Annotated in this window: 23 protein-coding genes and 1 other RNA gene; 13 read left to right on the forward strand and 11 right to left on the reverse strand. The window is 60.2% G+C overall.

What is annotated here, in order from left to right:
- The first annotated feature begins 100 nt into the window (after positions 1-100).
- The 5 genes from TM1040_RS11600 to TM1040_RS11615 all read left to right on the forward strand — a co-directional run bounded on the left by TM1040_RS11600 (position 101) and on the right by TM1040_RS11615 (position 3936).
- The gene (locus TM1040_RS11600; protein ID WP_011538783.1) at positions 101-832 is read left to right on the forward strand and encodes a FadR/GntR family transcriptional regulator; all 732 of its coding nucleotides are present in this window, start codon (positions 101-103) and stop codon (positions 830-832) included.
- Between the two features lie 61 nt (positions 833-893).
- Positions 894-1270: a transfer-messenger RNA gene (gene ssrA, locus TM1040_RS20035) on the forward strand.
- Between the two features lie 240 nt (positions 1271-1510).
- Positions 1511-1945: an ester cyclase gene (locus tag TM1040_RS11605; protein WP_011538784.1), complete on the forward strand. Its 435-nt coding sequence runs from the start codon at positions 1511-1513 to the stop codon at positions 1943-1945.
- A gap of 110 nt (positions 1946-2055) precedes the next feature.
- Positions 2056-3342 carry a chromate efflux transporter gene (chrA, locus tag TM1040_RS11610; protein WP_011538785.1) on the forward strand — a complete coding sequence of 429 codons (1287 nt, stop codon included), beginning with the start codon at positions 2056-2058 and terminating at the stop codon, positions 3340-3342.
- 114 nt (positions 3343-3456) lie between these two features.
- A complete protein-coding gene (locus TM1040_RS11615) occupies positions 3457-3936 on the forward strand; it encodes an SspB family protein (RefSeq protein ID WP_011538786.1) in 480 nt (159 codons plus the stop codon).
- Between the two features lie 145 nt (positions 3937-4081).
- Here TM1040_RS11615 and TM1040_RS11620 read toward each other — a convergent pair whose 3' ends face one another.
- The gene (locus TM1040_RS11620) at positions 4082-4666 is read right to left on the reverse strand and encodes a hypothetical protein (protein ID WP_011538787.1); all 585 of its coding nucleotides are present in this window, start codon (positions 4664-4666) and stop codon (positions 4082-4084) included.
- Positions 4667-4910: 244 nt separating this feature from the next.
- Here TM1040_RS11620 and fumC point away from each other — a divergent pair, with 244 nt between their 5' ends.
- The 4 genes from fumC to TM1040_RS11640 all read left to right on the forward strand — a co-directional run bounded on the left by fumC (position 4911) and on the right by TM1040_RS11640 (position 7987).
- Positions 4911-6308 carry a class II fumarate hydratase gene (gene fumC / locus TM1040_RS11625; RefSeq protein ID WP_011538788.1) on the forward strand — a complete coding sequence of 466 codons (1398 nt, stop codon included), beginning with the start codon at positions 4911-4913 and terminating at the stop codon, positions 6306-6308.
- A complete protein-coding gene (locus tag TM1040_RS11630; protein ID WP_044026752.1) occupies positions 6308-6484 on the forward strand; it encodes a DUF4169 family protein in 177 nt (58 codons plus the stop codon). The genes fumC and TM1040_RS11630 overlap by 1 nt, the downstream gene beginning before the upstream one ends.
- Before the next feature lie 173 nt (positions 6485-6657).
- A complete protein-coding gene (locus TM1040_RS11635) occupies positions 6658-7752 on the forward strand; it encodes a Hint domain-containing protein (protein WP_044026753.1) in 1095 nt (364 codons plus the stop codon).
- Between the two features lie 4 nt (positions 7753-7756).
- Positions 7757-7987 (forward strand): ribbon-helix-helix domain-containing protein, encoded by a 231-nt coding sequence (locus TM1040_RS11640; protein ID WP_011538790.1) that lies wholly within the window; start codon positions 7757-7759, stop codon positions 7985-7987.
- An 8-nt stretch (positions 7988-7995) separates the two neighbouring features.
- Here the strand turns inward: TM1040_RS11640 and TM1040_RS11645 are convergent, their stop codons facing one another.
- The 3 genes from TM1040_RS11645 to TM1040_RS11655 all read right to left on the reverse strand — a co-directional run bounded on the left by TM1040_RS11645 (position 7996) and on the right by TM1040_RS11655 (position 11464).
- Positions 7996-9354 (reverse strand): cytochrome P450, encoded by a 1359-nt coding sequence (locus TM1040_RS11645; protein ID WP_011538791.1) that lies wholly within the window; start codon positions 9352-9354, stop codon positions 7996-7998.
- Complete coding sequence (locus TM1040_RS11650) at positions 9351-10598, reverse strand: hypothetical protein (protein ID WP_011538792.1); 1248 nt, start codon at positions 10596-10598, stop codon at positions 9351-9353. Before TM1040_RS11650 ends, TM1040_RS11645 begins: the two co-directional genes overlap by 4 nt.
- Positions 10599-10711: 113 nt before the next feature.
- A complete protein-coding gene (locus TM1040_RS11655) occupies positions 10712-11464 on the reverse strand; it encodes a cytochrome c biogenesis CcdA family protein (protein ID WP_011538793.1) in 753 nt (250 codons plus the stop codon).
- 94 nt (positions 11465-11558) lie between these two features.
- Here TM1040_RS11655 and TM1040_RS11660 point away from each other — a divergent pair, with 94 nt between their 5' ends.
- Positions 11559-11795, forward strand: coding sequence for a sulfurtransferase TusA family protein (locus tag TM1040_RS11660; protein WP_011538794.1), 237 nt, complete (start codon positions 11559-11561; stop codon positions 11793-11795).
- Positions 11796-11917: 122 nt separating this feature from the next.
- Here TM1040_RS11660 and TM1040_RS11665 read toward each other — a convergent pair whose 3' ends face one another.
- From TM1040_RS11665 to purC, 7 genes are all read right to left on the reverse strand, one after another.
- On the reverse strand, positions 11918-14848 hold the full coding sequence (locus TM1040_RS11665; protein ID WP_011538795.1) for a ribonuclease E/G: 2931 nt from the start codon (positions 14846-14848) through the stop codon (positions 11918-11920).
- Between the two features lie 593 nt (positions 14849-15441).
- Positions 15442-16107: an HAD family hydrolase gene (locus tag TM1040_RS11670; protein ID WP_254658879.1), complete on the reverse strand. Its 666-nt coding sequence runs from the start codon at positions 16105-16107 to the stop codon at positions 15442-15444.
- A 23-nt stretch (positions 16108-16130) separates the two neighbouring features.
- On the reverse strand, positions 16131-17468 hold the full coding sequence (locus TM1040_RS11675) for a sigma-54-dependent transcriptional regulator (RefSeq protein WP_011538797.1): 1338 nt from the start codon (positions 17466-17468) through the stop codon (positions 16131-16133).
- Between the two features lie 24 nt (positions 17469-17492).
- Complete coding sequence (locus tag TM1040_RS11680) at positions 17493-19295, reverse strand: sensor histidine kinase (protein WP_011538798.1); 1803 nt, start codon at positions 19293-19295, stop codon at positions 17493-17495.
- Between the two features lie 36 nt (positions 19296-19331).
- The gene (purQ, locus tag TM1040_RS11685; RefSeq protein WP_011538799.1) at positions 19332-20000 is read right to left on the reverse strand and encodes a phosphoribosylformylglycinamidine synthase subunit PurQ; all 669 of its coding nucleotides are present in this window, start codon (positions 19998-20000) and stop codon (positions 19332-19334) included.
- Positions 20000-20230 carry a phosphoribosylformylglycinamidine synthase subunit PurS gene (gene purS, locus TM1040_RS11690; protein WP_005607046.1) on the reverse strand — a complete coding sequence of 77 codons (231 nt, stop codon included), beginning with the start codon at positions 20228-20230 and terminating at the stop codon, positions 20000-20002. The genes purQ and purS overlap by 1 nt, the downstream gene beginning before the upstream one ends.
- Positions 20231-20336: 106 nt before the next feature.
- Positions 20337-21098: a phosphoribosylaminoimidazolesuccinocarboxamide synthase gene (gene purC, locus TM1040_RS11695; protein ID WP_011538800.1), complete on the reverse strand. Its 762-nt coding sequence runs from the start codon at positions 21096-21098 to the stop codon at positions 20337-20339.
- A gap of 460 nt (positions 21099-21558) precedes the next feature.
- On the opposite strand from purC, the gene TM1040_RS11700 reads away from it, so the two are divergent.
- From TM1040_RS11700 to bmt, 3 genes are all read left to right on the forward strand, one after another.
- Complete coding sequence (locus TM1040_RS11700; protein ID WP_011538801.1) at positions 21559-21876, forward strand: DUF1476 domain-containing protein; 318 nt, start codon at positions 21559-21561, stop codon at positions 21874-21876.
- 117 nt (positions 21877-21993) lie between these two features.
- Positions 21994-23895, forward strand: a complete 1902-nt coding sequence (locus TM1040_RS11705) for a phosphatidylglycerol lysyltransferase domain-containing protein (RefSeq protein ID WP_254658880.1) — start codon at positions 21994-21996, stop codon at positions 23893-23895.
- Between the two features lie 62 nt (positions 23896-23957).
- Complete coding sequence (gene bmt, locus TM1040_RS11710; RefSeq protein ID WP_011538803.1) at positions 23958-24980, forward strand: betaine--homocysteine S-methyltransferase; 1023 nt, start codon at positions 23958-23960, stop codon at positions 24978-24980.
- The last annotated feature ends 33 nt before the right edge of the window (positions 24981-25013 follow it).

Genomic DNA, 25013 nt, shown 5'->3' on the forward strand with positions numbered 1-25013 from the left:
TCGCTGCGACTCATTCCCTCTTGTGAATCAAATGTCAGACTTTTAAATGTCTGACAAATGAAAATTTTCACCCCCCAATCTGACGTGAGGGCACATACTCGTGAAGATCGATCCCAAAAGCAGCGCTGATCTCTCCGCTCAGATTGCCACTGCAATCCGCGACGCCATCATCTCTGGCGCACTGATTGTCGACGAACGCCTGCCCTCGGAGGCCGAACTGGCCGAGCAGTTCCAGGTTTCCCGCGCCACCGTGCGCGAAGGGTTGAAGAGGCTCGCAGCGCAATCGCTGATCCGCACACAACGCGGCGCGTCTGGCGGGGCTTTTGTGAATCGGCTGAGTTTTGAGGATGCTTACAGCCAGCAGATCACCACCTCGACCCTTCTGCTCAGCATGAATGCGGTGAGTTTCGATACGGCCTGCGAAGCGCGCTATGCGCTGGAGCGGGCCTGCGCGCCGCTTTCTGCAGAGCGTCGCACCGCCGACCAGCTGGCCACCATGCGCGCCGAGATCTTTCGACAGGGTCAGCCCGGCCTCACGGATGAGGCCTTTTGCGCGTCTGACGTGGCCTTTCACCGCGCTCTGGTGGATGGCGCGCATAATCCGGTCCTGTCCTACCAGCTTGCCGGTGCCGTCGAGGCGATGCAGCCCCTCATGAACATGATCACCTTCACCGCAAGAGACCGCGCCACCATTCTTGCGCTGCACACCACCGTCGCCGATGCCATCGAAGCCGGCAAGGGAGACGCGGCAGTCGCGGGTCTCAGCGCATTAGAGGAGGAAACGCGCAACCTCGCCGCCGATGTCTTTGCCCGCCGCGCGACAAAACGCTGACCCTCTTCATCTTCTTTCAAATATCCCCGCCGGAGGCAACGCGCGTCAGCACGTCAATTCTCCCCTTTAACTCCCCTCCAAACCACCCTATATTTGGAGTGTTCCTTCGGGAACTATGGACATAAACGCGCTCGTAATAAGCGGATCGGACCCGGGGGCGGTACCCGGCGGCTCCACCAAATCACTTCCGGCTTTCTCCTTCGTTTGGGGAGTTTATTCGGAACCGGGGGGCCGAAATAGGATCGACGGACGTCTAAAGGGGTTAGCTTTGTCTCGGCTGTCTGCCACCGTTACCGGCGAAAACAGTACAATTGCAAACGACAATCGTGCTCCGGTTGCTCTGGCTGCGTAAGCAGTTCGAGTCGAACCGACTTTAAGTCCTAGCGCCTAGCCGCGTTAGGCGGGGTTCGCAGGTACCTGGCAACAGAAACCTGCACTCCTCTCCTTGAGCCTCCGTTCTCCCATTTCCGAAGACACCCCCGCGCAATAGCCTCTGCACAGGGGCCATCGGTGGCGTCTGCGCCCCGATCTCCATAAAGTTTGACAGGAAATTCTCGACACCGCACCGCTATTTAACGGTAGGGTTGCGAAGTTACGGCGTTATGGCTCTCGACATTATGTGTAACTTCACTTAGGCGGCGCCTTTGGTAACTGTTAAGATGATGAAGCTTCTCTGAGATGAAAAACAGCGCCCTGCTGAAATACTGGTTCGAAGAAGTCTGGAACAAAGACAACCTCTCCGTCATCGACGAGCTTCTGGACCCGGATGTAACCTTCAATGGCGCGCTCGACGGCGTAGCAGCCCCCGGTGTGGACTACAAGGAAGTGGTCGGCGCGCTCAAGGCGCGGCTGGATCAGCCTTATGTGACCATCACCCACAGCATGGATGATGGCGATCTGGCGATGGTGCGCGTACAGGTACGTGCCCACGATCTGACCCGGACGCGCGAATTGGATTTCACCGGTCAGATGTGTGTCCGCGTGCGCGATGGCCGCTTTGTCGAGTTCTATTCGAACTTTGACTACTTGCGGATGTTCGAGCAGCTCGGCCAATTGCCCAGCGACGCCCTGCCGGTCTGCCTGACCGGAGAGAAGCTGACCTGGGTCGAATAATCCAGACCAGATGACGGCCCATCCCGCCTGCTCGGCGGGTGGGCAAGGCTCTGGCTATCCTGTCAGGCTTTGATAGAAGGGGCGCAGGTGTAATCAACCGGGCCGCCCTGATGACCACTCCCCTCGCCTCGCAGACCCCGCCCCCCTCGTGGTGGGCGCTGTTTCACTGTTTTGGAATGATCGGCCTTCTGAGTTTTGGCGGACCCGCCGCGCAGATTGCGCTGATGCACCGTGAACTCGTGGATCGCCGCGATTGGCTTGAGGAAGAAGCGTTTTTAAGAGGGCTGTCGTTTTGCATGCTGCTGCCGGGGCCCGAAGCGATGCAGCTGGCGACCTACACGGGCTGGCGCATGCGTGGCGTTGGCGGAGGTCTCTTGGCGGGCAGCCTGTTCATCATCCCCGGCGCGCTGGTGATTGCAGCGCTGGTCTTTCTCTACGTAAGCTTCGGCACCCTCCCCGCGGTGAAATCCGCATTTCTCGGCATCAAGGCTGCGGTGGTGGTGATCGTCATTCAGGCCCTCTGGCGGATCTCGCAAAAAGCGCTCAAGACCGCCGGTGCCTGGGCGCTTGCACTTGGTGGATTTGTGGCGCTCTTTGTCTTTGACCTCCCCTTTCCTTTGGTGGTGCTTCTCGCCGGGGGAATTGGTCTCCTTCAACGCGCGCCATCCACCGATCCCCTGCCTTCGGCGCATCATGTCCCGGCGCATCATGGGCGCACCATCCTGTTTTGGACGGCGCTCTGGCTTCTGCCCCTTCTCGGCCTCAGTCTGATCGGGGCGGAGTTTCTCGCCACAATTGGATGGTTTTTTGCAAAACTGGCGGTTGTGACCTTTGGCGGCGCATATGCTGTACTGGCGTATATGACCCAGACTGTCGTCAGCGATCATGGCTGGATCACCACGGGACAGATGATCGACGCATTGGGTCTTGCGGAGACCACGCCCGGGCCGCTTGTGCTTGTGACGCAGTTTGTGGCCATGCTTGCCGGTTCCGAAATGGGCGGCACAAAACTCGCGATTGCCGCCGGAGCAGTTGCGCTTTGGGCGACCTTTGTGCCCTGTTTTCTCTGGATTTTTGCTACCGCTCCCTATGTCGAACGACTGACGGCCCACCCGCGCCTGCGCAGTGCTCTGGCGGCAATCACGGCAAGCGTAGCGGGGATGATGCTCAATCTCTCTGTTTGGTTTTTGCTGCATCTGCTGTTTCAGACCAACACCCATCGAGATCTTGGGCCGATCTCGGTACCTCTGCCCGAGTTTGGCAGCCTCGACCAGACTGCGCTGATCCTGACCGCTCTGGCGCCAGTCGTGGCTGCTCTCTTGCGCGGGCGGATCCTTTGGCTCCTTGCAACCATGGCGTGCTTTGGACTTGTTGTTGCAGGCTTCACGGTCGGCTAAAGCGCGCGGGCTTGGCTTGCAATGCCCTCAAAATAGGTCCAAAACTGAAAGAGCTAAGGTGCGGTATCGACCGAAGGTACCAGGGCCGCACCCCCAATTATAAAAGGTGAGGCGATGTCCCGTCAGATCGACTATGGTAACCTGATGCATCGTGCCATGCGTGGCTTAATCCGTAATGTCCTTGACGATGTTGCTGAGCATGGCCTGCCAGGGGCTCATCATTTCTTTATTACGTTCGACACCTCGCACCCGGATGCGGAACTGGCCGATTGGCTGTCAGACCGGTATCCCGGCGAGATGACCGTGGTGATGCAGCACTGGTTCGACAATCTCAATGTCACCGATGAAGGCTTTTCGGTCACCCTGAATTTCGGTGACGCGCCAGAGCCGCTGTATATCCCTTATGACGCCATCAAGACCTTCGTCGATCCATCAGTGGAATTCGGCCTCCGGTTTGAGAGCGCAAATGAAGACGATGACGAGGATATGCCGCCGATCGAAGTGGCAAGCGACATGCAGGACGTCGAAGAGGACGACGCACCGGCAGCCAAGAAAGACGCCGATGTTGTGTCGCTGGACAGCTTCCGCAAATAATCTCACGGCGCGGGGTCTTCCCCGCACTCGCGTGTTGTCCAGATGCAAAATGGCGCCCCGATCTCTTCGGCGGCGCCGTTTCTATTTCGGAGCATCCCTATCGCAGTGACACCGTCGTCTTTCGGTCCTAGGGCGATGTTACGGATCAGTCTCGGGTCAGGAACGTGGATACCTTGCGCGACGGTTTGCCGTTGCGATGCAGCGAGAACTCAAGGTTAAGCCCGCCCTCGGCAAGGCTACGATCATATTGCTGCATCAGGTAGTCGCCGTTCTCGGCAACATAAAGCGAGAAAATCGTGAGCGTATCGCCAATCACACGCGCCCAGACGTAGGGCTCGCCCTTCATCGGGTTCATCTGCACCGTATGCCCAAATACATTTGTCTGCATTGCAGCAGCAAAAACGCCGTCGCGCTCGGACGGCAGGAACTCGATTTTATAGCTCTTAGTCTTGGAATCACCATCTGCGCGACGGATCGCGGTGCTCCATTTCACCTCGAACCCTTTAGAGGTCTCACGGATGACAACGCTCATGTCGCGTTTTTCCACCGTGCCGTCGATCTGTTCCACTTCGGCGCTGCCAGAATAGGAGCCGACGAATTTATCGAGCAGCTCAGAGCCAAGAGCGCTTTGCACGCTCAGCATCAGCACCGAGAGCGCCATAAACGCCCAGAGCGCCAAGCGAGAGGTCTCTGGCAGGCTGCGAGGCGGACTAAGGGCGATGCTGCGCATGGTTTGAACTTTAACTCCTGTTGGTGCGGTGGTCTGACGACTCTTCTTTAGACTAATCTATGCATCTTCCCCAAACTGGCAATGGCACTTGCTGGTCTGGGACAGTATACCGAGCCCAGAAACCCCACGTCAGGCGTCCGCGTCTCAGAACAATTGCGTCGCGCCGCCAGCAGGGGTAAACGGCATACATCAGTATACCACTTGAATGTTCCAAGTGGCCGAACCAGCGACGGAGACAGACACGATGTCGAACACCCGCACCGAAACCGACAGCTTTGGCCCGCTTGAGGTCCCTTCCGACAAATACTGGGGGGCGCAGACTCAGCGTTCGATCATGAACTTTCCCATTGGCTGGGAAAAACAGCCTGTCGCCATCGTGCGCGCGCTTGGCGTGATCAAGAAGGCCTGCGCCATGGCCAACAAAGCTTCGGGCAAGCTGGACGCCAAGATCGCAGATGCGGTGATCCAGGCCGCAGGCGAAGTGGTTGAGGGCAAGTTCGACGACAACTTCCCGCTCGTGGTCTGGCAGACCGGGTCCGGCACCCAGTCCAACATGAACTCCAACGAGGTGATCGCCAACCGCGCGATCGAGATCCTCGGCGGCGTCATTGGCTCCAAAGATCCAGTCCACCCGAACGATCACTGCAACATGGGGCAGTCCTCCAACGACACGTTCCCGACTGCCATGCATATCGCCACCGCAATGTCCGTGCGCGACGTGTTGGTGCCGGGCCTCACGAAACTGGCCGAGGGGCTGGAAGCCAAGGCCGAGGAATTCAAAGACATCATCAAGATCGGCCGCACCCACACGCAGGATGCAACGCCGCTCACACTGGGTCAGGAATTCGGCGGCTACGCGCATCAGATCCGTCAGGGTCTGGCCCGGGTTGAGGCTGCAATGCCCGGCATCTACGAGCTGGCACAGGGCGGCACCGCAGTTGGCACCGGTCTCAATACCGTAGAAGGCTGGGGCGAGGAAGTCGCTGCAAACATGGCAGAAATCACCGGTTTGCCGTTTGTGACCGCGCCCAACAAGTTCGAAGCCCTCGCAGCGCATGACGCGATGGTTTTCCTCTCTGGCGCGCTCGCGACCATCGCTGGCAGCTGCTACAAGATCGCCAACGACATTCGGTTCCTCGGCTCTGGCCCGCGCTCCGGTCTGGGCGAGCTGATCCTGCCAGAGAACGAACCCGGCTCTTCGATCATGCCGGGCAAAGTGAACCCGACCCAGGCCGAGGCGCTCACTCAGGTGGCAGCACATGTCATGGGCAATGACGCCGCGATCAAATTTGCGGGCTCTCAGGGTCACTTTGAACTGAACGTCTACAACCCGATGATGTCCTATAACCTCTTGCAGTCCATCCAGCTCCTCGGCGACGCGGCCGACAGCTTTACCGAGCGGATGCTGAGCGGCATTCAGGCCAACGAGCCGCGCATCGACAAGCTGATGAAAGAAAGCCTGATGCTGGTGACCGCGCTGGCACCGACCATCGGCTACGACAACGCCACCACGGTCGCCAAGACCGCGCATAAAAACGGCACCACCCTCAAGGAAGAGGCGATCAAACTCGGCTTTGTGGACGAAGAGACCTTTGACAAGGTTGTCCGCCCCGAGCAGATGATCGGCCCCAAGGCGAAGTGATGGGAAAACCGGTAAACCTGAACCGGTTCAGAAAAGAAAAAGTGCGGGCCGAGAAAAAGGCCCGCGCTGACCAAAATGCTGTGAAATTCGGCCGCAGCAAATCTGAAAAACAACGCGACAAAACCGTTGATCAACGTGGCAGAGATCATCTGGACGGCCACAAGATTGACGATTAGGGCGATCACAGCACAGGCGCCATTTTCAAAGCGCCCTGCTCTGCGCGCGGCCCCATATTTGCGTTAGCAATTTCTTTACCTTTTTACATTTCGCGCGCATACTGATGCGTCAAACGCGCTTCTTTAAAATGGCGCAACGAGCAGATTCAATTTTCGACGGAGGCATCACAGGCATGCCCACCCATGACTTTTTTGTCTACACGCCGGATGCGCTGACGTTTTCCGGCGGTACGATCCGCGTAAACTCTGGTTTTGACCCGCTTTCTGATCGGCGCGTTGTGTCTCTCACAGATGACGATTCCACGCTGGATGGGGATTTCACCCGAAATGAGCGCGGTATCGACAGCAACCAGCGGGCAACGGTTTTTGAAAGCGATGGCAGCACATTGGCGCGTATCGGCGGAGATTTTGTGCAAAACGACCAAGTCTATGCAGAAAATCAATATGTGCTGACCGGCGATGATGGCAGCGAAATTACCGTTTATGCGCTGGAAAGCGGCGGCACACTTATTGGCTATCTTCCAACTGCGCCGCTTTTACGGGATGTGAATTACAGCTACCGGACCCACAATGTCATCAACGATGACGAGCTGACGGGCTCCTATCAATATTGGTATCGTCAATACCTCGGCGAGGACGCGACCGATGCCGGATCCTATGATGACATTCAGGGGGCCGTGATCGTGTGTTTTACGCCCAACGCGCAGGTCACCACCCCGGAAGGTCCGCGCCGCATCCGGGATCTTGCCGTGGGCGATCGCGTGCTGACACGGGACAATGGTTATCAGACCCTGCGGTGGAAATATCACCGCCGCCTGTCACGCGCAGATCTCGACCGTCAACCGCATCTGGCGCCAATCATCTTTGAGCCAGACGCACTGGCGCCGGGCTGCCCCAAACGCCGCCTCAAAGTGTCTCCACAGCACCGGATTCTCATTGAATCCCACATGAGCGGGCTCCTCTTTGCCAGCAATGCCATCCTCGCACCGGCCAAGGGGCTGGTGAACGGCACCAGTGTGCGACAGGATCAAAGTGGCATGCCGGTCACCTATGTGCATCTGATGTTTGATCGCCATGAGGTGATCGAGGCCGATGGGCTCTATTCCGAAAGCTACCATCCCGGTGCCTGGGCGCTTGCGGCTGCCGAAGATGCGGTCCGGCGCGAGCTTTTTGAGATATTCCCGGCTCTGGAGGCGGATCTCAATGCCTATGGCCCTACATGTTATCCCTCTATAAATGCTCAAGAAGCACGTCTACTGAAGGCATGAGATCATGATTGGCGAACGGCCCAAGAAACGCTCCCTCACCCTGCGCGGTCACCGGACCTCGGTCTCGCTGGAGGATGCTTTCTGGAGCGAATTTCGTCGCCTCGCTGCGCGCGAAGGTCGGGCGATCAATGAGCTCGCCGCCGAGATTGACGAGCAGCGCGGTACGGACTGCGGGCTTGCCTCTGCCATTCGTCTCTATGTCCTGAGCGCCCTCAAGGCAGAAACCGTGACCTGAGCGCGTAGCTAGCGATGCGAAAAACGCAGCCAGATGCCCGTGCGAGAGCGTACCGTCAGATGCGCAACGGGCTCGGGGCTCCGACCTTCGACAGGCGTGATGCGATAGTGGCGCAGAATTTGCGCGAGGATTAAGACCCCCTCGACCATGGCAAACCCGGCCCCCGTACAGACCCGGGAGCCCGCCGAGAACGGCATATATGCGTTCCGGGCACAGGCTTTTCCGTTCTCGCTCTGCCATCGGCCAGGATCGAACTCATCCGGCCGCTCCCAGAGACGTTCGTGGCGATGCAGATGCCAAGGGCTGAGCACCATCTGAGATCCCCTGAGCACCTCGCGGTCCCGGAACCTCTCTGTCTGAACTGCCTCGCGTACCATCATCGGCACCGGTGGATACAGCCGCAGCGTCTCGCGAAACACATCGCGCGTCAGGCGCAGCTTTGACAGATCCGCAAATTCCTCTGCACCATGCTCTGCTACTTCGGCGGCCAGCTTCTCCTGCCATTCGGGATAAAGCGCCAACAGATAGAGCGCCCACCCCAGCGCCGAGGCACTGGTCTCATGCCCGGCCAGAAAGAAGATCGCCACCTGATCGACCATTTCCTCGGCTCCAAACCCTTTGCCGGTTTCCGGGTCCAGCGTGGTCATAATCTTGGTCGCCAGATCGTCTGGTGCTGTGCCCGCGGCAATCTCTGCCATCCGAGCCTTGGTCAGATCAGCAATCAGCCTGCGAATATGGCGCGCGTTCTGTCGGGTTCCCTTGGGGTAGAACCGGGGCATCCAGCGGGGCACCGGTACAAAGGCCGCCAGATTGAGGATCGGCTGCGCCTGCTGATAGGCGCGGAACCGGGAAAAGACCTCTGCGGCGACCTCATGTTCGATGGGAATGGAAAACAGCGTGCGAAAGATCACATCCGCCGCGATATGCGAGGCTTCAGCCTCGATCTCGAGTTCTGACCCATCCGCGTGTGGACGCAAACGCGCAACCCCTGCCTCGGCTGCGGCGCGCATCGCTGGAAAGCTCTCCTTCAGTCGACCGCCCTCAAAGGCGGGATCAATGATGCGCCGCTGCCGTTTCCAGGTCTCGCCATTGGTCAGAAAGACGGAGTTTCCAAGGAGTGGCCGCAGCCCCTCGCCCACGCGGTTGGATTTCGGGAAATCATCCGGGCGCTCTTTCAGGATCACATCCAGAAGCGCAGGTTGATTGACCAGGAAGGACCGAAAGAAGGGCGTGCGAAACTCTGCCATCCACGCCCGATAGAGCCGCTGCGGCTGCGCCGACAGAATATCGGCCCGAAACAGCTTCAGGTAGCGCCAGAGCGAGACTCTGTCAGGCCGTACCGGGGGTTTTGGCGGGCGCAGGGTCATCGCTTGTCCATATCCCGGTAGCGGCTCAACGGCTTTGCCAGACGAGAGCGAGAATGACCGCGCGCCTTCAGCCGCGCGCCGAGCGTCAATGGGCCAGCCGTGATCCGAAAATAGTCATAGTGCTTGGGCTGATCAAACGCGCAAAGATACTGAAAATGAAGGCGGAAGTACCGCCGCTTCAGCGCCTGCCAGCGGGCGGGGCTGAGGGTCTTGGTAAACGCCGCAGAAAAGACGATGGGCCAGCGCTGCTCAGGTGGTGCAACGCCGCTGACCGCCACCGGATCACAGAGCGCAAACGCGCAGCCGTCGCCGGGTGCGGTCACGTCATACCATGCGATGCTCTGCTGCTCAGAAATCTCGCGCAGATCACGTCGCAGACGCGTGGCGCGCGGCAGGAACGACACCATTGGCACCACTTGCCCCAATGTCAGGAGACTGAGCACGGGACGCTGTTCTGGCAGGTCCTCCTGCAAGAGATCAGCCAGCACAGAAACCCCGATGTGGGCGCCGGAGGAATGCCCGACCACCAGAACCTCATCCACGGTGTTTTCAGTGAGCGCATCGCGAACAGTGGCTGTAAACGCCTTCATCCGCGCCTCGAGCTCGGCAGGGATCGCGCCACAAAGCCCTGCAGAATAAGCATAATCATGCATGAGGTAATATACAAAGAGCTTGTTGTCATGCGCCTTGAACAGCCTCAGCAACATCACAGCCGCCCCAGCCCCAACCGACCCTTGCAGGAAGATCGCAACCAGATCAGGCAGGGAGAACCACGCGCCAATCACCCCGGTTAATCGGGCGAACGCATAGCCTGCCAGGAGCGCAAGGAAGGCCTGCACCAAGAGAATGGCCACCGGGTAAAGTGCGGCAATCACCGGTCCTTTTCGCAGGCGCATCAGACGCCACAATGTCCCCGTGGCCACATAGATCCAAACAGTTCGCAAAAGCTGCCAATAGGTCGCCGCGACTGTGCTGCGCATGCTGTGCTTGACGATGTCGGACCAGACCAGAACCTCGATGTCGGTCTCGACATCGGCCCCCTCGATAGAGGCGCTCACATGCCAACCGAATGGTCCCGGCGAGGATTTCGGGCGCAGTGTCAGATCGTAGCCCGAAATCTCGGCCTGCTCCGCCCCTTCGCTGCGATATAGCTCGCGGTAACGGCGCGGGTGGAACGGGTCATACCCCGGTATGTAAAACACCCGGCGTCTCTGCACCGGACCTGCGCTGGATGTGCTGCTCATGCGTGATCTTGTCGCCCCGATCTTTATGCGCCCAAGCCTAACTCAGCTTGCTGCGCAGTGTAAGATGGTGCGTGCACCCCGCGTGGGCGGCGGGGTGGCGGTGGGATTGGTCCTTAGCCCAGAGTTGCGAGTGCCGGGAAGGTTTCGAGAAGCCAGAAAGAGAAGCTGGTGAAAAGCCCTGTGACCAGCATGAAGCCCACCACCAGAAGCAACCCGCCCATCAGTTTCTCAATGAGGCTCATGTGGCGTTTGATACGGTTCATCAGCACCATGGATCTGTTGAGGAAGATCGCTGCCAGAAGGAACGGCACGCCCAACCCCAGTGCATAAACCCCCAACAGGAGCGTACCACGGCTCACGGACGCCTCGGAGGCGGCAAGCGACAGGATCGCGCCAAGCTGCGGACCGATGCAAGGCGTCCAGCCAAAGGCAAAGGCCAGACCAAGCACATAGGCCCCAAGTGCCGAGCCGCCGGTCTCGCCGGTTTCCATCCGCGCTTCGCGATCCAGGATCGGAATCCGAAAAACCGACAGGAAATGCAGACCAAAAATGATCACGACGACACCTGAAGCTTTGGCAAAAAGCTCCTGATTTTGAAGAACAAATGCGCCAAACGCGGAGGCCGTGAACCCCAGGAGCAGGAAAACCGTCGACAGCCCCATCACAAAGAATACCGCCGCCAGGATGGCCTTGCGCCGAGCAGCGGCCGTGCCTTGGATCTCGCCAATCGTCACGCCGCTCATATACGCCAGATAGGGCGGAACGATCGGCAGCACGCAGGGGCTCAGAAAGCTGATAATGCCCCCGACAAGGGCAACAAACATGGCGGGCAGAAGGCTCGCGTCTATGATCTCGATTCCAAACATGACCCGTACATAGTCGCTGCGCACAACGGCGTCACCTGCACGCTGTGTCACATCCTTGTGGACAGGCTGTAACACGCGCCTTATCTCGGAAAGCATGACTGATATTGACGCCACTCTGGATGCCATCGGCCTCCTCTGCCCTCTGCCCGTACTCAAGGCGAGAAAACGTCTTCAACCGCTTCGCGAAGGGGGTGTTCTGCGCATCCTCGCTGATGATCCGGCCGCAATCATTGATGTGCCGCATTTCTGTGCCGAAGCCGGGCATGAGTTTCTGGGAATGGAAGAGCAAGATTCCCACCAGGTGTACCTCATCCGCAAGGGCGCAGCCTGAGACCTGCGCGCCAAATGCCCGGACAACTGTACGTGGGCGCTGGCAGATCGCACACGCATACGACATGAAATGAAAAAGGCGGCCCCTGCGAAGGAGCCGCCTTTTTCAAGTCTCTGAGGTCCTTAACGACCCACGGACCACCAGCCGCGCCGTTTGGGCTTGGCCGGTTCCTCGGGTTCAGGTTCCGCAACCGCAAGCGCCGGTTCCGGCTTCGCCTCTTCGGGTTCAACCTCTGCGTGGGTCTCCTCCTGAACCGGCTCCGGGGTCTCTTCAGGAGCAACTTCTTCAGATGCGGCCTCTTCTGCTGCGACCGGAGCAGGTGTCGTCTCGGCAACAACAGTCTCGGCCTTCGGCGCCTCTTGCGAGTCTGCAGTGTTCTGCGGTGCCTCGGAGGGTGCTTCCTCCGCAGTTGCCTCTTCGGATGCAGTGGTCTCTGCAGCGACAACAGGCGCCTCATCAACAGCCGCATCCTCAACCGGAGCAGGTGCTGCCGGTTCGGCTGGGGCTGCCTCTTCTGCCTCAGAGGCTTCCGAAGGCGTCGCTTCCGGAGCGGCGTCCTGAGCCTCTGCCTCTGCAGCTACCTCGGTTTCCACCTTCTTGCGAGAGCGGCTGCGGGTGCGCGTCCGAGTGCGCTTCTTCTTGGGCTCCGCCTCTCCGTCGCCTTCGCCAGCGGCATCCGGCGCGGTTTCGGTTTTGGAATCTGACTCAGCATCCTGAGAGTCTGTCGCCGCATCGGAGGCATCGGAGGCATTTGCCTCACTTGCCTGCGCGTCAGCGTCCTGACCGTTCTCGCCATTGCCAGACTTCTTGCGACGCCGGCGACGACGCTTGCGCTTGGGCTTTGCCTCGCCTTCGGTTTCATCGGCTTCAGGGGCTTGGGGCGCAGGCGCTTCCTCCGGGGTTTCAGCAACCTCTTCAATGGCATCGACCTGATCCATGATCGATGCATCCACCGACACCACAGGGGTCGTGACTGCAGGGATCGCGCGCGATGCCGTCTTGAACTTCTCAAGCGAGAAATCCGGGCTGACGAGGGTCACATCGCCTTCGATCCGGACCGACAGGCCATAGCGCGCTTCGATCTGAGCGATATGCTCGCGCTTCTGGTTCATCAGGTAGTTCGCGATGTCCACGGGACATTTTACCAGCACTTCGCGCGACCGGCGGCGGGTGCCTTCCTCTTCGATCTGACGCAGGATGGACAGCGCCATGCTGTCGTCCGACCGGATAAGTCCGGTGCCGTGACAATGCGGACAAGGCGCTGTTGTTGCCTCGATCATGCCCGGACGCAGACGCTGGCGCGACATTTCCAAGAGGCCAAAGCCGGAGATCCGGCCCACCTGAATACGGGCACGATCGGTCTTGAGCTTGTCTTTGAGCTTCTTCTCGACGGCGGCATTGTTCTTGCGCTCGTCCATGTCGATGAAGTCGATCACAATGAGACCCGCGAGATCGCGCAGACGCAGCTGGCGCGCCACTTCTTCGGCCGCCTCCAGGTTGGTCTTGACCGCGGTTTCCTCGATCGATGCTTCCTTAGTTGCCCGGCCGGAGTTCACGTCGATTGCCACCAGTGCCTCGGTCACGCCGATCACGATATAGCCGCCCGACTTCAGCTGAACGGTCGGATTGAACATCCCGCCGAGATAGCTTTCCACCTGATAACGCGCAAAGAGCGGCAGCTGATCCTGGTAGTTTTTCACGTTCTTGGCGTGGGACGGCATGATCATCTTCATGAAGTCCTTGGCGATGCGGTAGCCGCGTTCGCCTTCAACCAGAACCTCGTCGATCTCGCGATTATACAGGTCGCGGATCGAGCGTTTGATGAGGTCGCCCTCTTCATAGATCTTTGCGGGCGCGATGGATTTCAGCGTCAGTTCGCGGATCTGCTCCCACATGCGCTGAAGGTATTCATAGTCGCGCTTGATCTCCGCCTTGGTGCGTTTGGCCCCGGCGGTGCGCACGATGAGTCCCGCCCCGGTCGGCACATCAAGTTCGGTCGCGATGTCCTTGAGTTTCTTGCGGTCTGCGGCATTGGTGATCTTGCGCGAGATGCCGCCGCCACGGGCGGTGTTGGGCATCAGAACGCAATAGCGACCTGCAAGAGACAGGTAAGTGGTCAGCGCAGCGCCCTTGTTGCCACGCTCTTCCTTGACAACCTGCACCAACAGCACCTGACGGACCTTGATGACCTCTTGGATCTTGTACCGTTTGGGGCGCGGTTTGCGCGGCGGACGAATGTCTTCCTGATCATCGTCGTCGGCAACCGACTCGATGCTGTCATCCTTGTCGGCTGCATCAGCCCCACCGGTTTTCGCCTCGGGCGCATCCTCTGTGCCACCTTCATCGGTGTCGTCGTCCGCATCCGCCTCTTCAATAGCGGCGGAGTCTTCGGCCACGGTTTCGGCTTCGCCATCTGTCGCGGGTTCTGCTACGACGCTGTCGTCGCCCGCTGGCGCTTCGCCGTCAGTTGTGTCCGCCTCAGGCATCTCTGCCGCTGCATCATCGCCCACCGGTTCCTCGACCGGGGTCTCTGCTACGGTTTCCATCGGCGAGGTCGCCTCCGGCACCTCTGCCAGCACCGTGCTGTCATCGCTGAGGTCAATTGTCTCCATTCCGGAAATCTCACCCTCGGGGGTGGCGACTTCTTTTGTTTCAACGGCGTCAGCGGTCTTGGCTTTTTCAGCGCGGGTCTTGCTGCGCGAGCGGCTGCGGCGCTTGGGCTTGGGTTCGTCGTCTTCTTCATCGCGGGCGCGCATTGCCTCGGCATAGGCGCGCTCTTCTTCCATCAGGGCCTCGCGGTCCGCGACGGGGATCTGGTAATAGTCCGGGTGAATTTCCGAAAACGCGAGGAAGCCATGGCGGTTGCCGCCATAGTCCACAAAAGCGGCCTGCAGCGAAGGCTCGACGCGGGTTACTTTTGCAAGATAGATATTGCCAGCCAGCTGGCGTTTGTTTTCAGATTCAAAGTCGAATTCCTCAACTTTGTTTCCATCCACCACCACAACGCGAGTTTCCTCTGCGTGGGTGGCGTCGATCAGCATTTTCTTCGCCATTAGTCCTTGGATTGCACCATGCCAGTACAGGTTGCCTCCGGTCGGGGCGCATACGACAGGAGGCCGAAGCCCCCGTGCCCGCGCCGGGTCCGGGTGGACGAACATGTTGTGGGTGGTGTCTTGTCAGGGCGATATTTGACTGCGTCACGGACCAGGAGATGCACGAAAGGGAATTCCGGCTTAAAGGCGGAAATCCTGCGTCAGTGCTCAATCGTCTCGCGCGCGTCATCGCGGTTCTTCTCCGACAGGTGGGGATATCCCGAACCCTGCCCGTTATTTCCTCTTTGATCTGACCGAGTCTCGGCCGCGTCAAAGCAGGCACTCTTCAGCCTCGCAGTCTGCGAGACGTTCTGGACTGTCAGCCATGCCCCGGCGTGGGCCGGACGGACATGACGACAGAAAATCTCATGGGTGAACACCTGTTTTGCGGCGCTCCGTCTTTCAGCATAAGGCCTGTGGATAGGTAATGACAATGGTCATTCTGCGCAGGCACCGCCGAGAGAGGTATTTTCATCCTTGCCTGCAAATTTCAAAGGCAAGGTTAAGACCGGGGCGTGGAGCGGCGTTTTGATGCAAAACTATCCCGGTTTACGTCAGAGACTGCGGCCCTGCCGACGGCGCTCATGGTGAAAGTGGGCCTGAGCGGTGGTGACGGCCTCTGTGAGGGTCGTCGCGAAACGCTGTCCAACATCCGGAAACGCCCGCGCGCTTGGGCGCAGATCCGGGATTTGCACTGCAAAACAGCCTGCCCGCGCCGCCGCCGTGATCCCTGTGTCGCTGTCCTCAAAAGCCGCGCAGTTCTGGGGCGGTACGCCAAGCTGCTCTGCCGCCTGAACATAAGGTGCAGGATCCGGTTTGTTTGCAGGGACCTCATCACCGCCGATTACGGTCCGAAAACACCTCAACAACCCGGCTCGGTCAAGGTGATGGCGGGCCTTGTCACCAAATGTCGAAGTCACAACAGCCATGACCGCCCCAGATGCATGAAGGGCTGAGATCGTCTCTGCGACCGTCGGCTTGACGGGGATGCCCGCCGCAAGCCGCCTCTGGCTGTGGTGCTGCCAGGCCAGATCAAGTGCGTCGAAATCGCGATCCGGCCCGATGAAGTCGCGCACCATGGCCTCGCCCTGCGTCCGGGCGCTGCCAATGAGGGTCATGAAGAACGCGCGCATCTCGCCGGGATCCAGATCGAACTCCGGCGCGCAATCGAGAAAGGCGTCCAGCGTGAGCCGCTCCGTATCAAGGAGCAGCCCATCCATATCAAAGAGATACCCCGCGGGCATCAGCCGAGATAGTCGGAGCGCTGCAGGCCGTATTTCGCCATTTTCTCATTCAGCGTTCGACGCGGCAGGCAGAGCTCTTCCATCACCGAAGCGATAGACCCCTTGTGACGACGCATGGTGTTGTCGATCAACATACGTTCAAAGGCTTCGACGTATTCTTTCAGAGGCTTGCCTTCGGTGGTCATCACCGGCTGCATATCTTCGTGGTCGCTCATCAAGAGAGAGGCAATGGTGCCTGAGCCGCGGCGCGATTGCAGCACTGCGCGCTCTGCCACGTTGATCAGCTGACGAACGTTACCGGGCCACGGCGCCTGCAAGAGCTGCGCAGCCTCCTGCGCCGTCACCTGCGGCGCCTCGCAGCCGTATTCCTCGGAAAATTGTTCCGACAGGCGAGTGAACAGCGTCAGGATGTCCTCGCCCCGCTGGCGCAACGGGGGCACCGTGATGCGCAGCGCGGCCAAGCGATAAAAGAGATCGGCGCGCAGTACATCCTCGGAGGTTTTCCCCGCCTCCTGCAGGTTGGAGATCGCAATGATGCGGGTCTCGCCCGGAATGCCCTGCTCGTTGATAAAGCTCAAGAGCTTCGCCTGCAGGGCTTCGCTCAGCGCCTCGACATCCTCCAACACAAGGGTGCCGCCACGGGCCTCTTCGACGGCGGGCAGCATGCTGTCTTCGGGCTGCATGGGACCAAACAGACGTTTGGCGAGTGCTTCTTCCTCAAGAGCGGCACAGGACACCAGCACGAATTTCTTGCCCGCGCGGCTGCCCACGGCATGAAGCGCATGCGCAACGAGCGTTTTGCCGGTGCCGGTTTCCCCGTCGATCAGAACATGGCCATCCGCCTGGCCGAGGTCGAGAATGTCCTCGCGCAGGCGGTCCATAACGGGGCTGGTTCCGATCAGCTTCTTCATGATTTGACCGCCATCGGAAAGCTCGCGGCGCAGCGCACGTGTATCGAGCGTCAACCGTCGTGCGCCAGTGGCGCGCTTGGCCAGCTCCGACATGCGGTCAGGGTTGAAGGGTTTTTCGAGAAAATCAAACGCTCCGACGCGCATGGCCTCGACTGCCATCGGCACATCGCCGTGACCGGTGATCATGATCACCGGCAGCGAACTGTCCGATCCCATGAGTTTCTTGAGGAACTGCATCCCGTCCATGCCCGGCATTTTGATGTCGGAAATCACAATGCCCGGATAATCCGGCCCCAGCGCCTTGAGCGCATCCTCGGCGCTGGCGAATGTTTCGGTGTCATAGCCAGACAGTGCCAGCCATTGGCTGATCGACTGACGCATGTCCTGTTCGTCATCCACAATCGCAATTTTCATGGCCTGTGCCATAAGTTGCCCTCCAGGTCGTGCCGCCTATTCGGCGGCCTCGATGCCGTCCATCAGGATCGGCAGTTGCATTTCAAACACCGCGCCGCCCGCATCGGAATTGCGGGCCGTGAGGCGACCGCCTAGGTCGTTCACGATCCCCGAGGAGATAGCAAGCCCAAGTCCGACACCGTCACCCGGTTGCTTGGTGGTGTAAAACGGCTCGAACAGGCTGTCGAAATCCTGAATGCCGTCGCCATTGTCGCGGACCGTGAGGGTCGCAGTTTCACCGGCGGCCAGGATGATCTCAACCTCGGGTTCCTCAACAGATTTGGTGGCATCCAGCGCATTGCGCAAGAGGTTCACCATAACCTGCTCCAGTCGCATCCGATCCGCCATCACAAAGACCGGCTCATCCGGCAGGATACGGGTGATCTGGACGTGGCGCTGGCGCAGTTGCGGCTCCATCATCGACAGCGAAGAGGCGAGCGCATCGCCCATGTTTACTGGGCTGAACGCGTCTCCACCCTTGCGCGCATAGGATTTCAGCTGCCGCGTGATCGCCCCCATGCGTTCAATGAGGTCGTCGATGCGCCCAAAAGACGACAGCGCCTCGTCGGGGCGGTTACGTTGCAGGAGCAGGCGCGCACCCGCGAGGTAGGTTTTCATCGCCGCCAGCGGCTGGTTGAGCTCATGGCTCACGGCGGCAGACATCTCTCCGAGCGCGGCCAGTTTGGAGCTCTGCGCAAGGCTTTGTTCAGCCACAGCGAGGGTCTTTTGCACCCGTTCACGCTCGGCAATTTCCCGCTGCAGGCGCGCATTCAACACGCGAAGCTCCGCCGACTCGCGCTGAAACAGCGCCATCCGCAGCGCCGTCTTGCGGCTCAACGCGTAAAACGCCAACGCAAGCAGGATCGCAAACCCCATGATTTCGAGCGCAATCACCGCGTTGACCTGTTCGCGGATCGAATCATAGGTGGTGTAGGACATCATCCGCCACCCCTGGAACGGCACCCGAGTCTCGAGCCGCATCACCGCCTCACCTTGCAGGTAGACATCGGTGGGCAGGGCAGCCCAATCCGCAGTCGCGCGGATGGCACGCTGGATCGCACCCTCCGGTGTTTGCTCCTTCAGGGCCTCCCCTTCCGAGAGCCCCCGCCAGCGCGCCTCTGTGGCGAGCACAACGGTGCCGGTGCTGTCGGCCACCATCACGGCGTCGGAAATGCCCGCCCAGGCGCGTTCGAACTTTTGCAGATCGACCTCGACCATAATGACGCCAAGCGTGCCGCTGCTGTCGACGAGACGGCGCGAATACGTGAATTGATACCCCCGCACCTCGCGCGGGATCACCGAAAACACGGTGGCGTTCGACCGGATTGCCTCAACAAAGAAGGGCGCATTGCGATAGATTTCACCGAGTCGAACACGATCCGTGGCCGCAACCGTGCGCCCATCTCGGTCCATCAAGGTTATGGAGGCCGCACCGATTTCATCAACAAAGGAAATGAGGCGCTGGGTCGAAAGCGAAAAATCCTGGCTCTGCAGCGCCGAGATCAGCGCCTGGTCGCGCGACAGAAGCTGCGGCACAATCGCGTGGCGGCGCAATTCGCTGACGAGGTTGCCTGAATAAAGCGCAAGCCGCAGTTCCGCCCGATTGCGTGTGGTCTCGGTAAAACTGTGGGTCAACGTGGAGTTGGTGAACCAGACGGTCGCCCCTGCGATGGCCATGAAGGCCACAAGTGCCAGGCGCACGCGCCAGGAGATCGTGCGCGACCTCAACGTCGGGCGCTCAGCACGACGTTCAGAAGGCGCAGGCGGCTTTGCGCCGGGAGTCTCCTCAGAGGCAGTCATGACGCAACACTAGGTTTACCGCCTCTGAGGCTCAAGTCAGGCGTCCGTGAGAAGTCCGGACAATGCGCGGAACATCGCCACACCGTCGGTGCCGCCATGGCCTTCGTCGGCGGCGCGTTCGGGGTGAGGCATCATGCCCAGGACTCGACGGTTTTCCGACAGGATCCCCGCAATGTCTGCGACCGAACCGTTGGGATTGTCCACATAGGTGAACGCGACGCGGTCCTGATCCTTCAGCATCTGAACCGTGGCGTCATCCGCATAGTAGTTGCCATCGTGATGCGCGATCGGCACGCCGATCACATCGCCTGCGTTGTAACCTTGGGTGAAGGCACTGTCGGAGGTCGCAACCGCCAGGTCGACGGTCTTGCAGATATATTTGAGCCCCGCATTGCGCAGCAGTGCGCCGGGCAGAACGCCGGTCTCGGTCAGGATCTGAAACCCGTTGCAGACCCCAAGCGCATATCCGCCGCGCTCGGCATGCGCGACCACGGCCTTGCAGATCGGTGACTGCGCCGCGATCGCACCGCAGCGCAGATAGTCCCCATAAGAAAACCCACCGGGCACGCCAACGATGTCCACCCCCTCGGGCAGTTCGCTGTCCTTGTGCCACACCATCGAGACATCGAAACCGGCCTGCTCAAAAGCTACGGCAAGGTCACGGTCGCAGTTGGATCCGGGGAAAACGACGACAGCAGCCTTCATCACTGGATCTCGACGCTGTAGGATTCGATGACAGTATTGGCGAGCAGCTTTTCGCACATCTCGGTCACGTCGGCCTCAGTGGCACCCTCGGCCAGCTCCAGGTCAATCACCTTGCCCTGACGCACGCCTTCGACCTTGTCAAAGCCAAGCGCGCCAAGCGCGTGACGCACGGCCTCTCCTTGCGGATCGAGAACCCCGTTCTTCAGCATCACATGCACCCGTGCTTTCATCGCGTCTTTCCTCAAGTTCCTGCGGGCGGGAGCATGAGCGCCCTGCCCTGTTGCGCTATTGAAAAACCCGCAAGACCGACGGAGCGGCGCTTGCGGGCGAAATCTCTTAGTTCACCAGCTGGGGCTTGCCCGGCGCGGGTGGGTTGTTGGGCATGACGCCCAGACGGCGGGCCACCTCGGTATAGGCATCCGTGAGGCTGCCAAGGTCGCGGCGGAACACATCCTTGTCGAGCTTTTGCCCGGTCTTGATGTCCCACAGACGGCAGCTGTCGGGGCTGATCTCATCGGCCACCACAAGACGCTGGAAATCGCCGTCGTAGATCCGGCCGATCTCGATCTTGAAGTCCACGAGGCGGATCCCCACGGCGAGCATCACGCCAGAGAGGAAGTCATTCACCCGCAGCGCCAGCGACAAGATATCATCCATGTCCTGCTGGCTCGCCCAGCCAAAGGCGGCGATATGCTCTTCGGTGACCAGCGGGTCCCCCAGCGCGTCGTCCTTGTAGCAATATTCCACGATCGGACGCGGCAACTGAGTGCCTTCGTCCATCCCGAGACGCTTGCACAGCGACCCGGCGGCATAGTTGCGAACGATGATCTCCAGCGGGACGATCTCGCAAGAGCGCACGAGTTGTTCGCGCATGTTCAGCCGTTTCAGGAAGTGTGTTGGCACCCCGATCTGCCCCAGACCCAGCATGAAGAATTCGCTCAGGATGTTGTTCAGGACACCCTTGCCCTCGATCACGTCGTGCTTTTCGGCATTGAAGGCTGTGGCATCGTCCTTGAAGTACTGGACGATCGTGCCCGGTTCGGGCCCTTCATACAGAGTTTTTGCCTTGCCTTCGTAAATCTTCTTGCGCCGCGCCATGGAGAGCCTTTCGGTATGGACCACCGGGAATCTGCCCCGATCCGTAGCGCTCTCATAGTGCAAGGGGCCTCATCCCGCAAGCACAGCGCAGGGCGATCTCGGCCCAGCATCGCCACAAATCCTGCTCTTCCTAATCGAAAGGCGCAAAAAGAGAAAAATTTCGCCCAAGAAACGCGAAGTTGCAGGGTTTTGCACCTATTTCGTTGACGGTTTGTTCAAGAACCCCTGCTAGCTTGGGGGCAACTTCATACGGATATCTGCGGATGTCCGGCCTCCCGTGGTGGGACCCGGGGACGCGGTCACAGTGCAGAGAATGGCACGCCGCACCCTCTCATCGATGCGAAACTCAGATGTGAAAACACCTCTCCGTCCTGATGTGCTATCCTGCGCTCAGGGCCAAGAGGGCCAAGAGCGGATATTCTGACGCCCCACTGGCCCACTTCTTATGGGAGGACGTGAGATGACAACATTTGATGACCGCGAGAAGGCATTCGAAAACAAGTTTGCGCATGACGCTGAACTGAAGTTCCGCGCAACCGCGCGCCGCAACAAGCTGCTGGGCCTTTGGGCCGCGGATCTGTTGGGGCACAGGGACGAAGCGGCAGAAGCCTATGCCCAGACCGTCATTATCGCCGACCTGGATGAACCGGGCGACGACGATGTCCTCGCCAAGCTCGCCACCGACCTCGAAGGCATGGTCGAACGCGCAGCCATCCGGGACAAGATGATGGAGCTGATGATGCAGGTGGCAGAAGACCTCCCCCAAACCGATACCTGATCCCGGCACCCGGCCCGCGCAGATGCGTGAGGCACAGAGCTGCCGGTCCCTGAACCGGCAGGCACGCGTTCCGCAAAACGGGCGACGTCTGCTCCAAATGGCGGAAGCGAGATGCCGATGCGGGCCAGACGCAAGCAGACCTTTGCGAATTCCCTGAGGGTGGTGACGCCCCTGCTCATTATGGCGGGCTGTTTGTTCGCCCTGACCCGACAAGCGGATCTGCCGCATTTCCACGACCTTCTGGGCCTGCTCACGCAGGTGCCCGCGCCGCATTGGATCGGCGCCCTCGGGGCAACTGTGCTCAGTTTCTGGGCTCTTGGCCGCTATGACGCGGTCGCACACCGGCATTTGCGCAGCGGAATCGATGACCGGACCGCACGGCGCGCGGGCATGGCCGCTATCGCCTTTTCGCAGGCCGTTGGATTTGGCTTGTTTTCGGGGTCCTTTGCACGTTGGCGCCTGCTGCCGCAACTGAATCCATTGCTTTCGGCGCAGCTGACCGGGTTTGTGGGCATCACCTTCATGACAGCCCTCGCTGTCATTTGCGGGATCTTTCTGATCCTTGTGGGACCTTCATGGGGGATGCGCCTTGTGGGCGGGGGCATCCTGTTTGCCGCGATCGCCGCTGTTGGCCTGTGCTTCTTGCACCCAGAGTGGCGCATCCGTGGTTTGCGGCTCCGGTTCCCTTCTGTGCAGGCCATCCTTGCGCTGGCGCTTTGGACCATGATGGATGTGACCTTTGCCGGGGTCGCCCTCTGGCTGTTGCTGCCGGTTGGACATGGCATCGGCCTTGATGTCTTGCTGACCGCCTATTTTCTGGCCCTTGGACTGGCGATCATCTCCTCCTCTCCGGGCGGAGCCGGGCCGCTGGAACTTGCAATGCTCACGCTTCTGCCCGGTGCCGATCCCGCGACGCTGGTGGCAGGACTTCTCGCCTTTCGGGCAGTTTATTATGCGCTGCCCGCGATGCTTGCGGGTGCTGTGTTGCTCTGGCCACGGCTGCTGCGCCACGGAAAGGCAATGCCGGACCCCTGGGAGACTGGCGATCTGGGCTGCGATCTGCGGCCTGCTGCCAGCCAGCCCTTCGTCCGCCCGCAGGCCGAAACGGCCGTGCTCTTGCAAAACGGCGGCCATGTGATGGCCTTTGGGCTCAATCAAGTGGCGCTCCTTGATAGCCCGCAGCTCTCTGCGGTGCTATTTGATCCAATCAGCGGCCGACAAGACGAGATCCCCGCCGCCCTGCGCGCCCATGCACTCTCGCGCAATGCGGCAGCTTGCTTTTACAAATGCAGTGCCCGCACCGCGCTGGCAGCCCGTCAGGAGGGTTGGAAGATCCTGAGAGTGGCTCAGGACGCCATCCTTGCGCCGGAGACCTTCACCGTCGAGGGCTCCAAGCATCGCCAACTGCGTCGCAAACTGCGCCACGCCGAGAAGGCCGGACTGCAGGTGGAGCCCGCCTGGGGGACGCTGCCCTTGACCCAGATGGCCCAGGTTGATGCCGCATGGACGCGCCAGCACGGCGGTGCCCGTGGCACGACGATGGGCCAGTTCGAGCCGGGATATGTGGCGATCCAGATGACCTGTCTTGCCTGGCTTGAGGACCGCCTTGTCGGCTTCATGACCTTTCACCGGGCGGCGGATGAATGGTGCCTTGATCTGGTGCGCCAATTGCCCGGGGCGCCCGATGGCACCGCCCATGCTATGATTTGCACCGCGGTCGAGGCCGCGCGCGATGCGGGCGTGCGCCGCCTGTCGCTTGCGTCGGTTCCCGATCACCGCTTCAGCGCGCGCTTTGATGGCGGCCTGCGTCAGTTCAAGTCCTGCTTTGCCCCCACCTGGGAGGCCCGATACATGGCGGCGCCAAGCTGGGCTCAGATGGGGCTCGCGATTGCCGAAATGACCCGGCTGGTGCATCGTCCGGCGCGTCCGGAGGCTGCAATGGCGCAGATCGACATGCTGCAGGACCCTATTCCTGATGATACTGTCGAAAATGCAGTTGCGGCAAAACGGACCGCGTGACAAAGAAAACGCCTTGCGGAGCCAAAGCGCTCTGTGTGCGAATTGGGTAAGTGGACAAGAACATGAGCAACAGTTTCCAAGAGCTTCTGGACAGCCGTGATGTGCTTCTGGCGGATGGCGCGACAGGCACCAACCTGTTCAACATGGGGCTGCAGTCCGGTGATGCGCCGGAACTGTGGAACACCGACGCGCCAGACAAGATCAAGGCACTCTATCAAGGCTCGGTCGATGCCGGCAGCGATCTGTTTTTGACCAATAGCTTTGGTGGCACCGCCGCACGTCTGAAGCTGCATGACGCACAAGGCCGTGTCCGCGAGCTGAACCGCATCGCCGCAGAACTTGGACGCGAAGTTGCGGACAAGGCTGAACGCAAGATTGCCGTTGCCGGCTCTGTCGGACCCACCGGCGAAATCATGCAACCGGTTGGGGAACTCTCGCACGCGCTCGCGGTGGAAATGTTCCACGAACAGGCCGACGCGCTCAAGGAAGGCGGCGTAGACGTGCTCTGGCTCGAAACGATTTCCGCTCCCGAGGAATTTGCCGCCGCCGCTGAGGCCTTCAAACTGGTGGATATGCCCTGGTGCGGCACCATGAGCTTTGACACCGCCGGACGTACCATGATGGGCGTGACCTCTGCCGATCTGGCCAAACTCGTCGAGGAGTTCGACACCCCGCCGCTCGCTTTTGGCGCCAACTGCGGCACCGGGGCATCGGATATCCTGCGCACCGTGCTCGGATTCGCCGCGCAGGGCACCGAACGTCCGATCATCTCCAAGGGCAACGCGGGTATTCCCAAATATGTCGATGGCCATATCCACTATGACGGCACCCCGGACTTGATGGGCGAATACGCCGTCCTGGCGCGCGACTCCGGAGCCAAGATCATCGGCGGCTGCTGCGGCACCATGCCGGACCATCTGCGCAAGATGCGTGAAGCCCTCGACAGCCGCCCGCGCGGCGAACGCCCGACGCTGGAACATATCGTAGAGCTGCTTGGCCCGTTCAGCTCGGCCAACGACGGCACCGAAGAAGGCAGCGATGCCAGCGCTGAGCGCCGAGGCCGTCGCGGGCGCCGTCGCAGCTGATCCGATCCTCAGCATGCGTCCTTGAAAGAGCCG

This window comes from Ruegeria sp. TM1040 (genome assembly GCF_000014065.1).
In the GTDB taxonomy this organism is placed as follows: Bacteria; Pseudomonadota; Alphaproteobacteria; order Rhodobacterales; family Rhodobacteraceae; genus Epibacterium.

Bases quoted from the DNA above. Each gene is read 5' to 3' on its own strand.
- TM1040_RS11705 (WP_254658880.1), top strand. From the start codon at position 21,994: ATGCGGGCCAGACGCAAGCAGACCTTTGCGAATTCCCTGAGGGTGGTG.
- TM1040_RS11660 (WP_011538794.1), top strand. From the start codon at position 11,559: ATGACTGATATTGACGCCACTCTGGATGCCATCGGCCTCCTCTGCCCT.
- TM1040_RS11620 (WP_011538787.1), bottom strand. From the start codon at position 4,666: ATGCGCAGCATCGCCCTTAGTCCGCCTCGCAGCCTGCCAGAGACCTCT.
- TM1040_RS11680 (WP_011538798.1), bottom strand. From the start codon at position 19,295: ATGACTGCCTCTGAGGAGACTCCCGGCGCAAAGCCGCCTGCGCCTTCT.
- TM1040_RS11650 (WP_011538792.1), bottom strand. From the start codon at position 10,598: ATGAGCAGCACATCCAGCGCAGGTCCGGTGCAGAGACGCCGGGTGTTT.
- TM1040_RS11645 (WP_011538791.1), bottom strand. From the start codon at position 9,354: ATGACCCTGCGCCCGCCAAAACCCCCGGTACGGCCTGACAGAGTCTCG.
- TM1040_RS11665 (WP_011538795.1), bottom strand. From the start codon at position 14,848: ATGGCGAAGAAAATGCTGATCGACGCCACCCACGCAGAGGAAACTCGC.
- TM1040_RS11635 (WP_044026753.1), top strand. From the start codon at position 6,658: ATGCCCACCCATGACTTTTTTGTCTACACGCCGGATGCGCTGACGTTT.
- purC (WP_011538800.1), bottom strand. From the start codon at position 21,098: ATGGCGCGGCGCAAGAAGATTTACGAAGGCAAGGCAAAAACTCTGTAT.
- TM1040_RS11630 (WP_044026752.1), top strand. From the start codon at position 6,308: ATGGGAAAACCGGTAAACCTGAACCGGTTCAGAAAAGAAAAAGTGCGG.
- TM1040_RS11605 (WP_011538784.1), top strand. From the start codon at position 1,511: ATGAAAAACAGCGCCCTGCTGAAATACTGGTTCGAAGAAGTCTGGAAC.
- TM1040_RS11615 (WP_011538786.1), top strand. From the start codon at position 3,457: ATGTCCCGTCAGATCGACTATGGTAACCTGATGCATCGTGCCATGCGT.
- bmt (WP_011538803.1), top strand. From the start codon at position 23,958: ATGAGCAACAGTTTCCAAGAGCTTCTGGACAGCCGTGATGTGCTTCTG.
- TM1040_RS11700 (WP_011538801.1), top strand. From the start codon at position 21,559: ATGACAACATTTGATGACCGCGAGAAGGCATTCGAAAACAAGTTTGCG.
- TM1040_RS11670 (WP_254658879.1), bottom strand. From the start codon at position 16,107: ATGGATGGGCTGCTCCTTGATACGGAGCGGCTCACGCTGGACGCCTTT.
- purS (WP_005607046.1), bottom strand. From the start codon at position 20,230: ATGAAAGCACGGGTGCATGTGATGCTGAAGAACGGGGTTCTCGATCCG.
- fumC (WP_011538788.1), top strand. From the start codon at position 4,911: ATGTCGAACACCCGCACCGAAACCGACAGCTTTGGCCCGCTTGAGGTC.
- TM1040_RS11675 (WP_011538797.1), bottom strand. From the start codon at position 17,468: ATGGCACAGGCCATGAAAATTGCGATTGTGGATGACGAACAGGACATG.
- TM1040_RS11655 (WP_011538793.1), bottom strand. From the start codon at position 11,464: ATGTTTGGAATCGAGATCATAGACGCGAGCCTTCTGCCCGCCATGTTT.
- TM1040_RS11640 (WP_011538790.1), top strand. From the start codon at position 7,757: ATGATTGGCGAACGGCCCAAGAAACGCTCCCTCACCCTGCGCGGTCAC.
- purQ (WP_011538799.1), bottom strand. From the start codon at position 20,000: ATGAAGGCTGCTGTCGTCGTTTTCCCCGGATCCAACTGCGACCGTGAC.
- chrA (WP_011538785.1), top strand. From the start codon at position 2,056: ATGACCACTCCCCTCGCCTCGCAGACCCCGCCCCCCTCGTGGTGGGCG.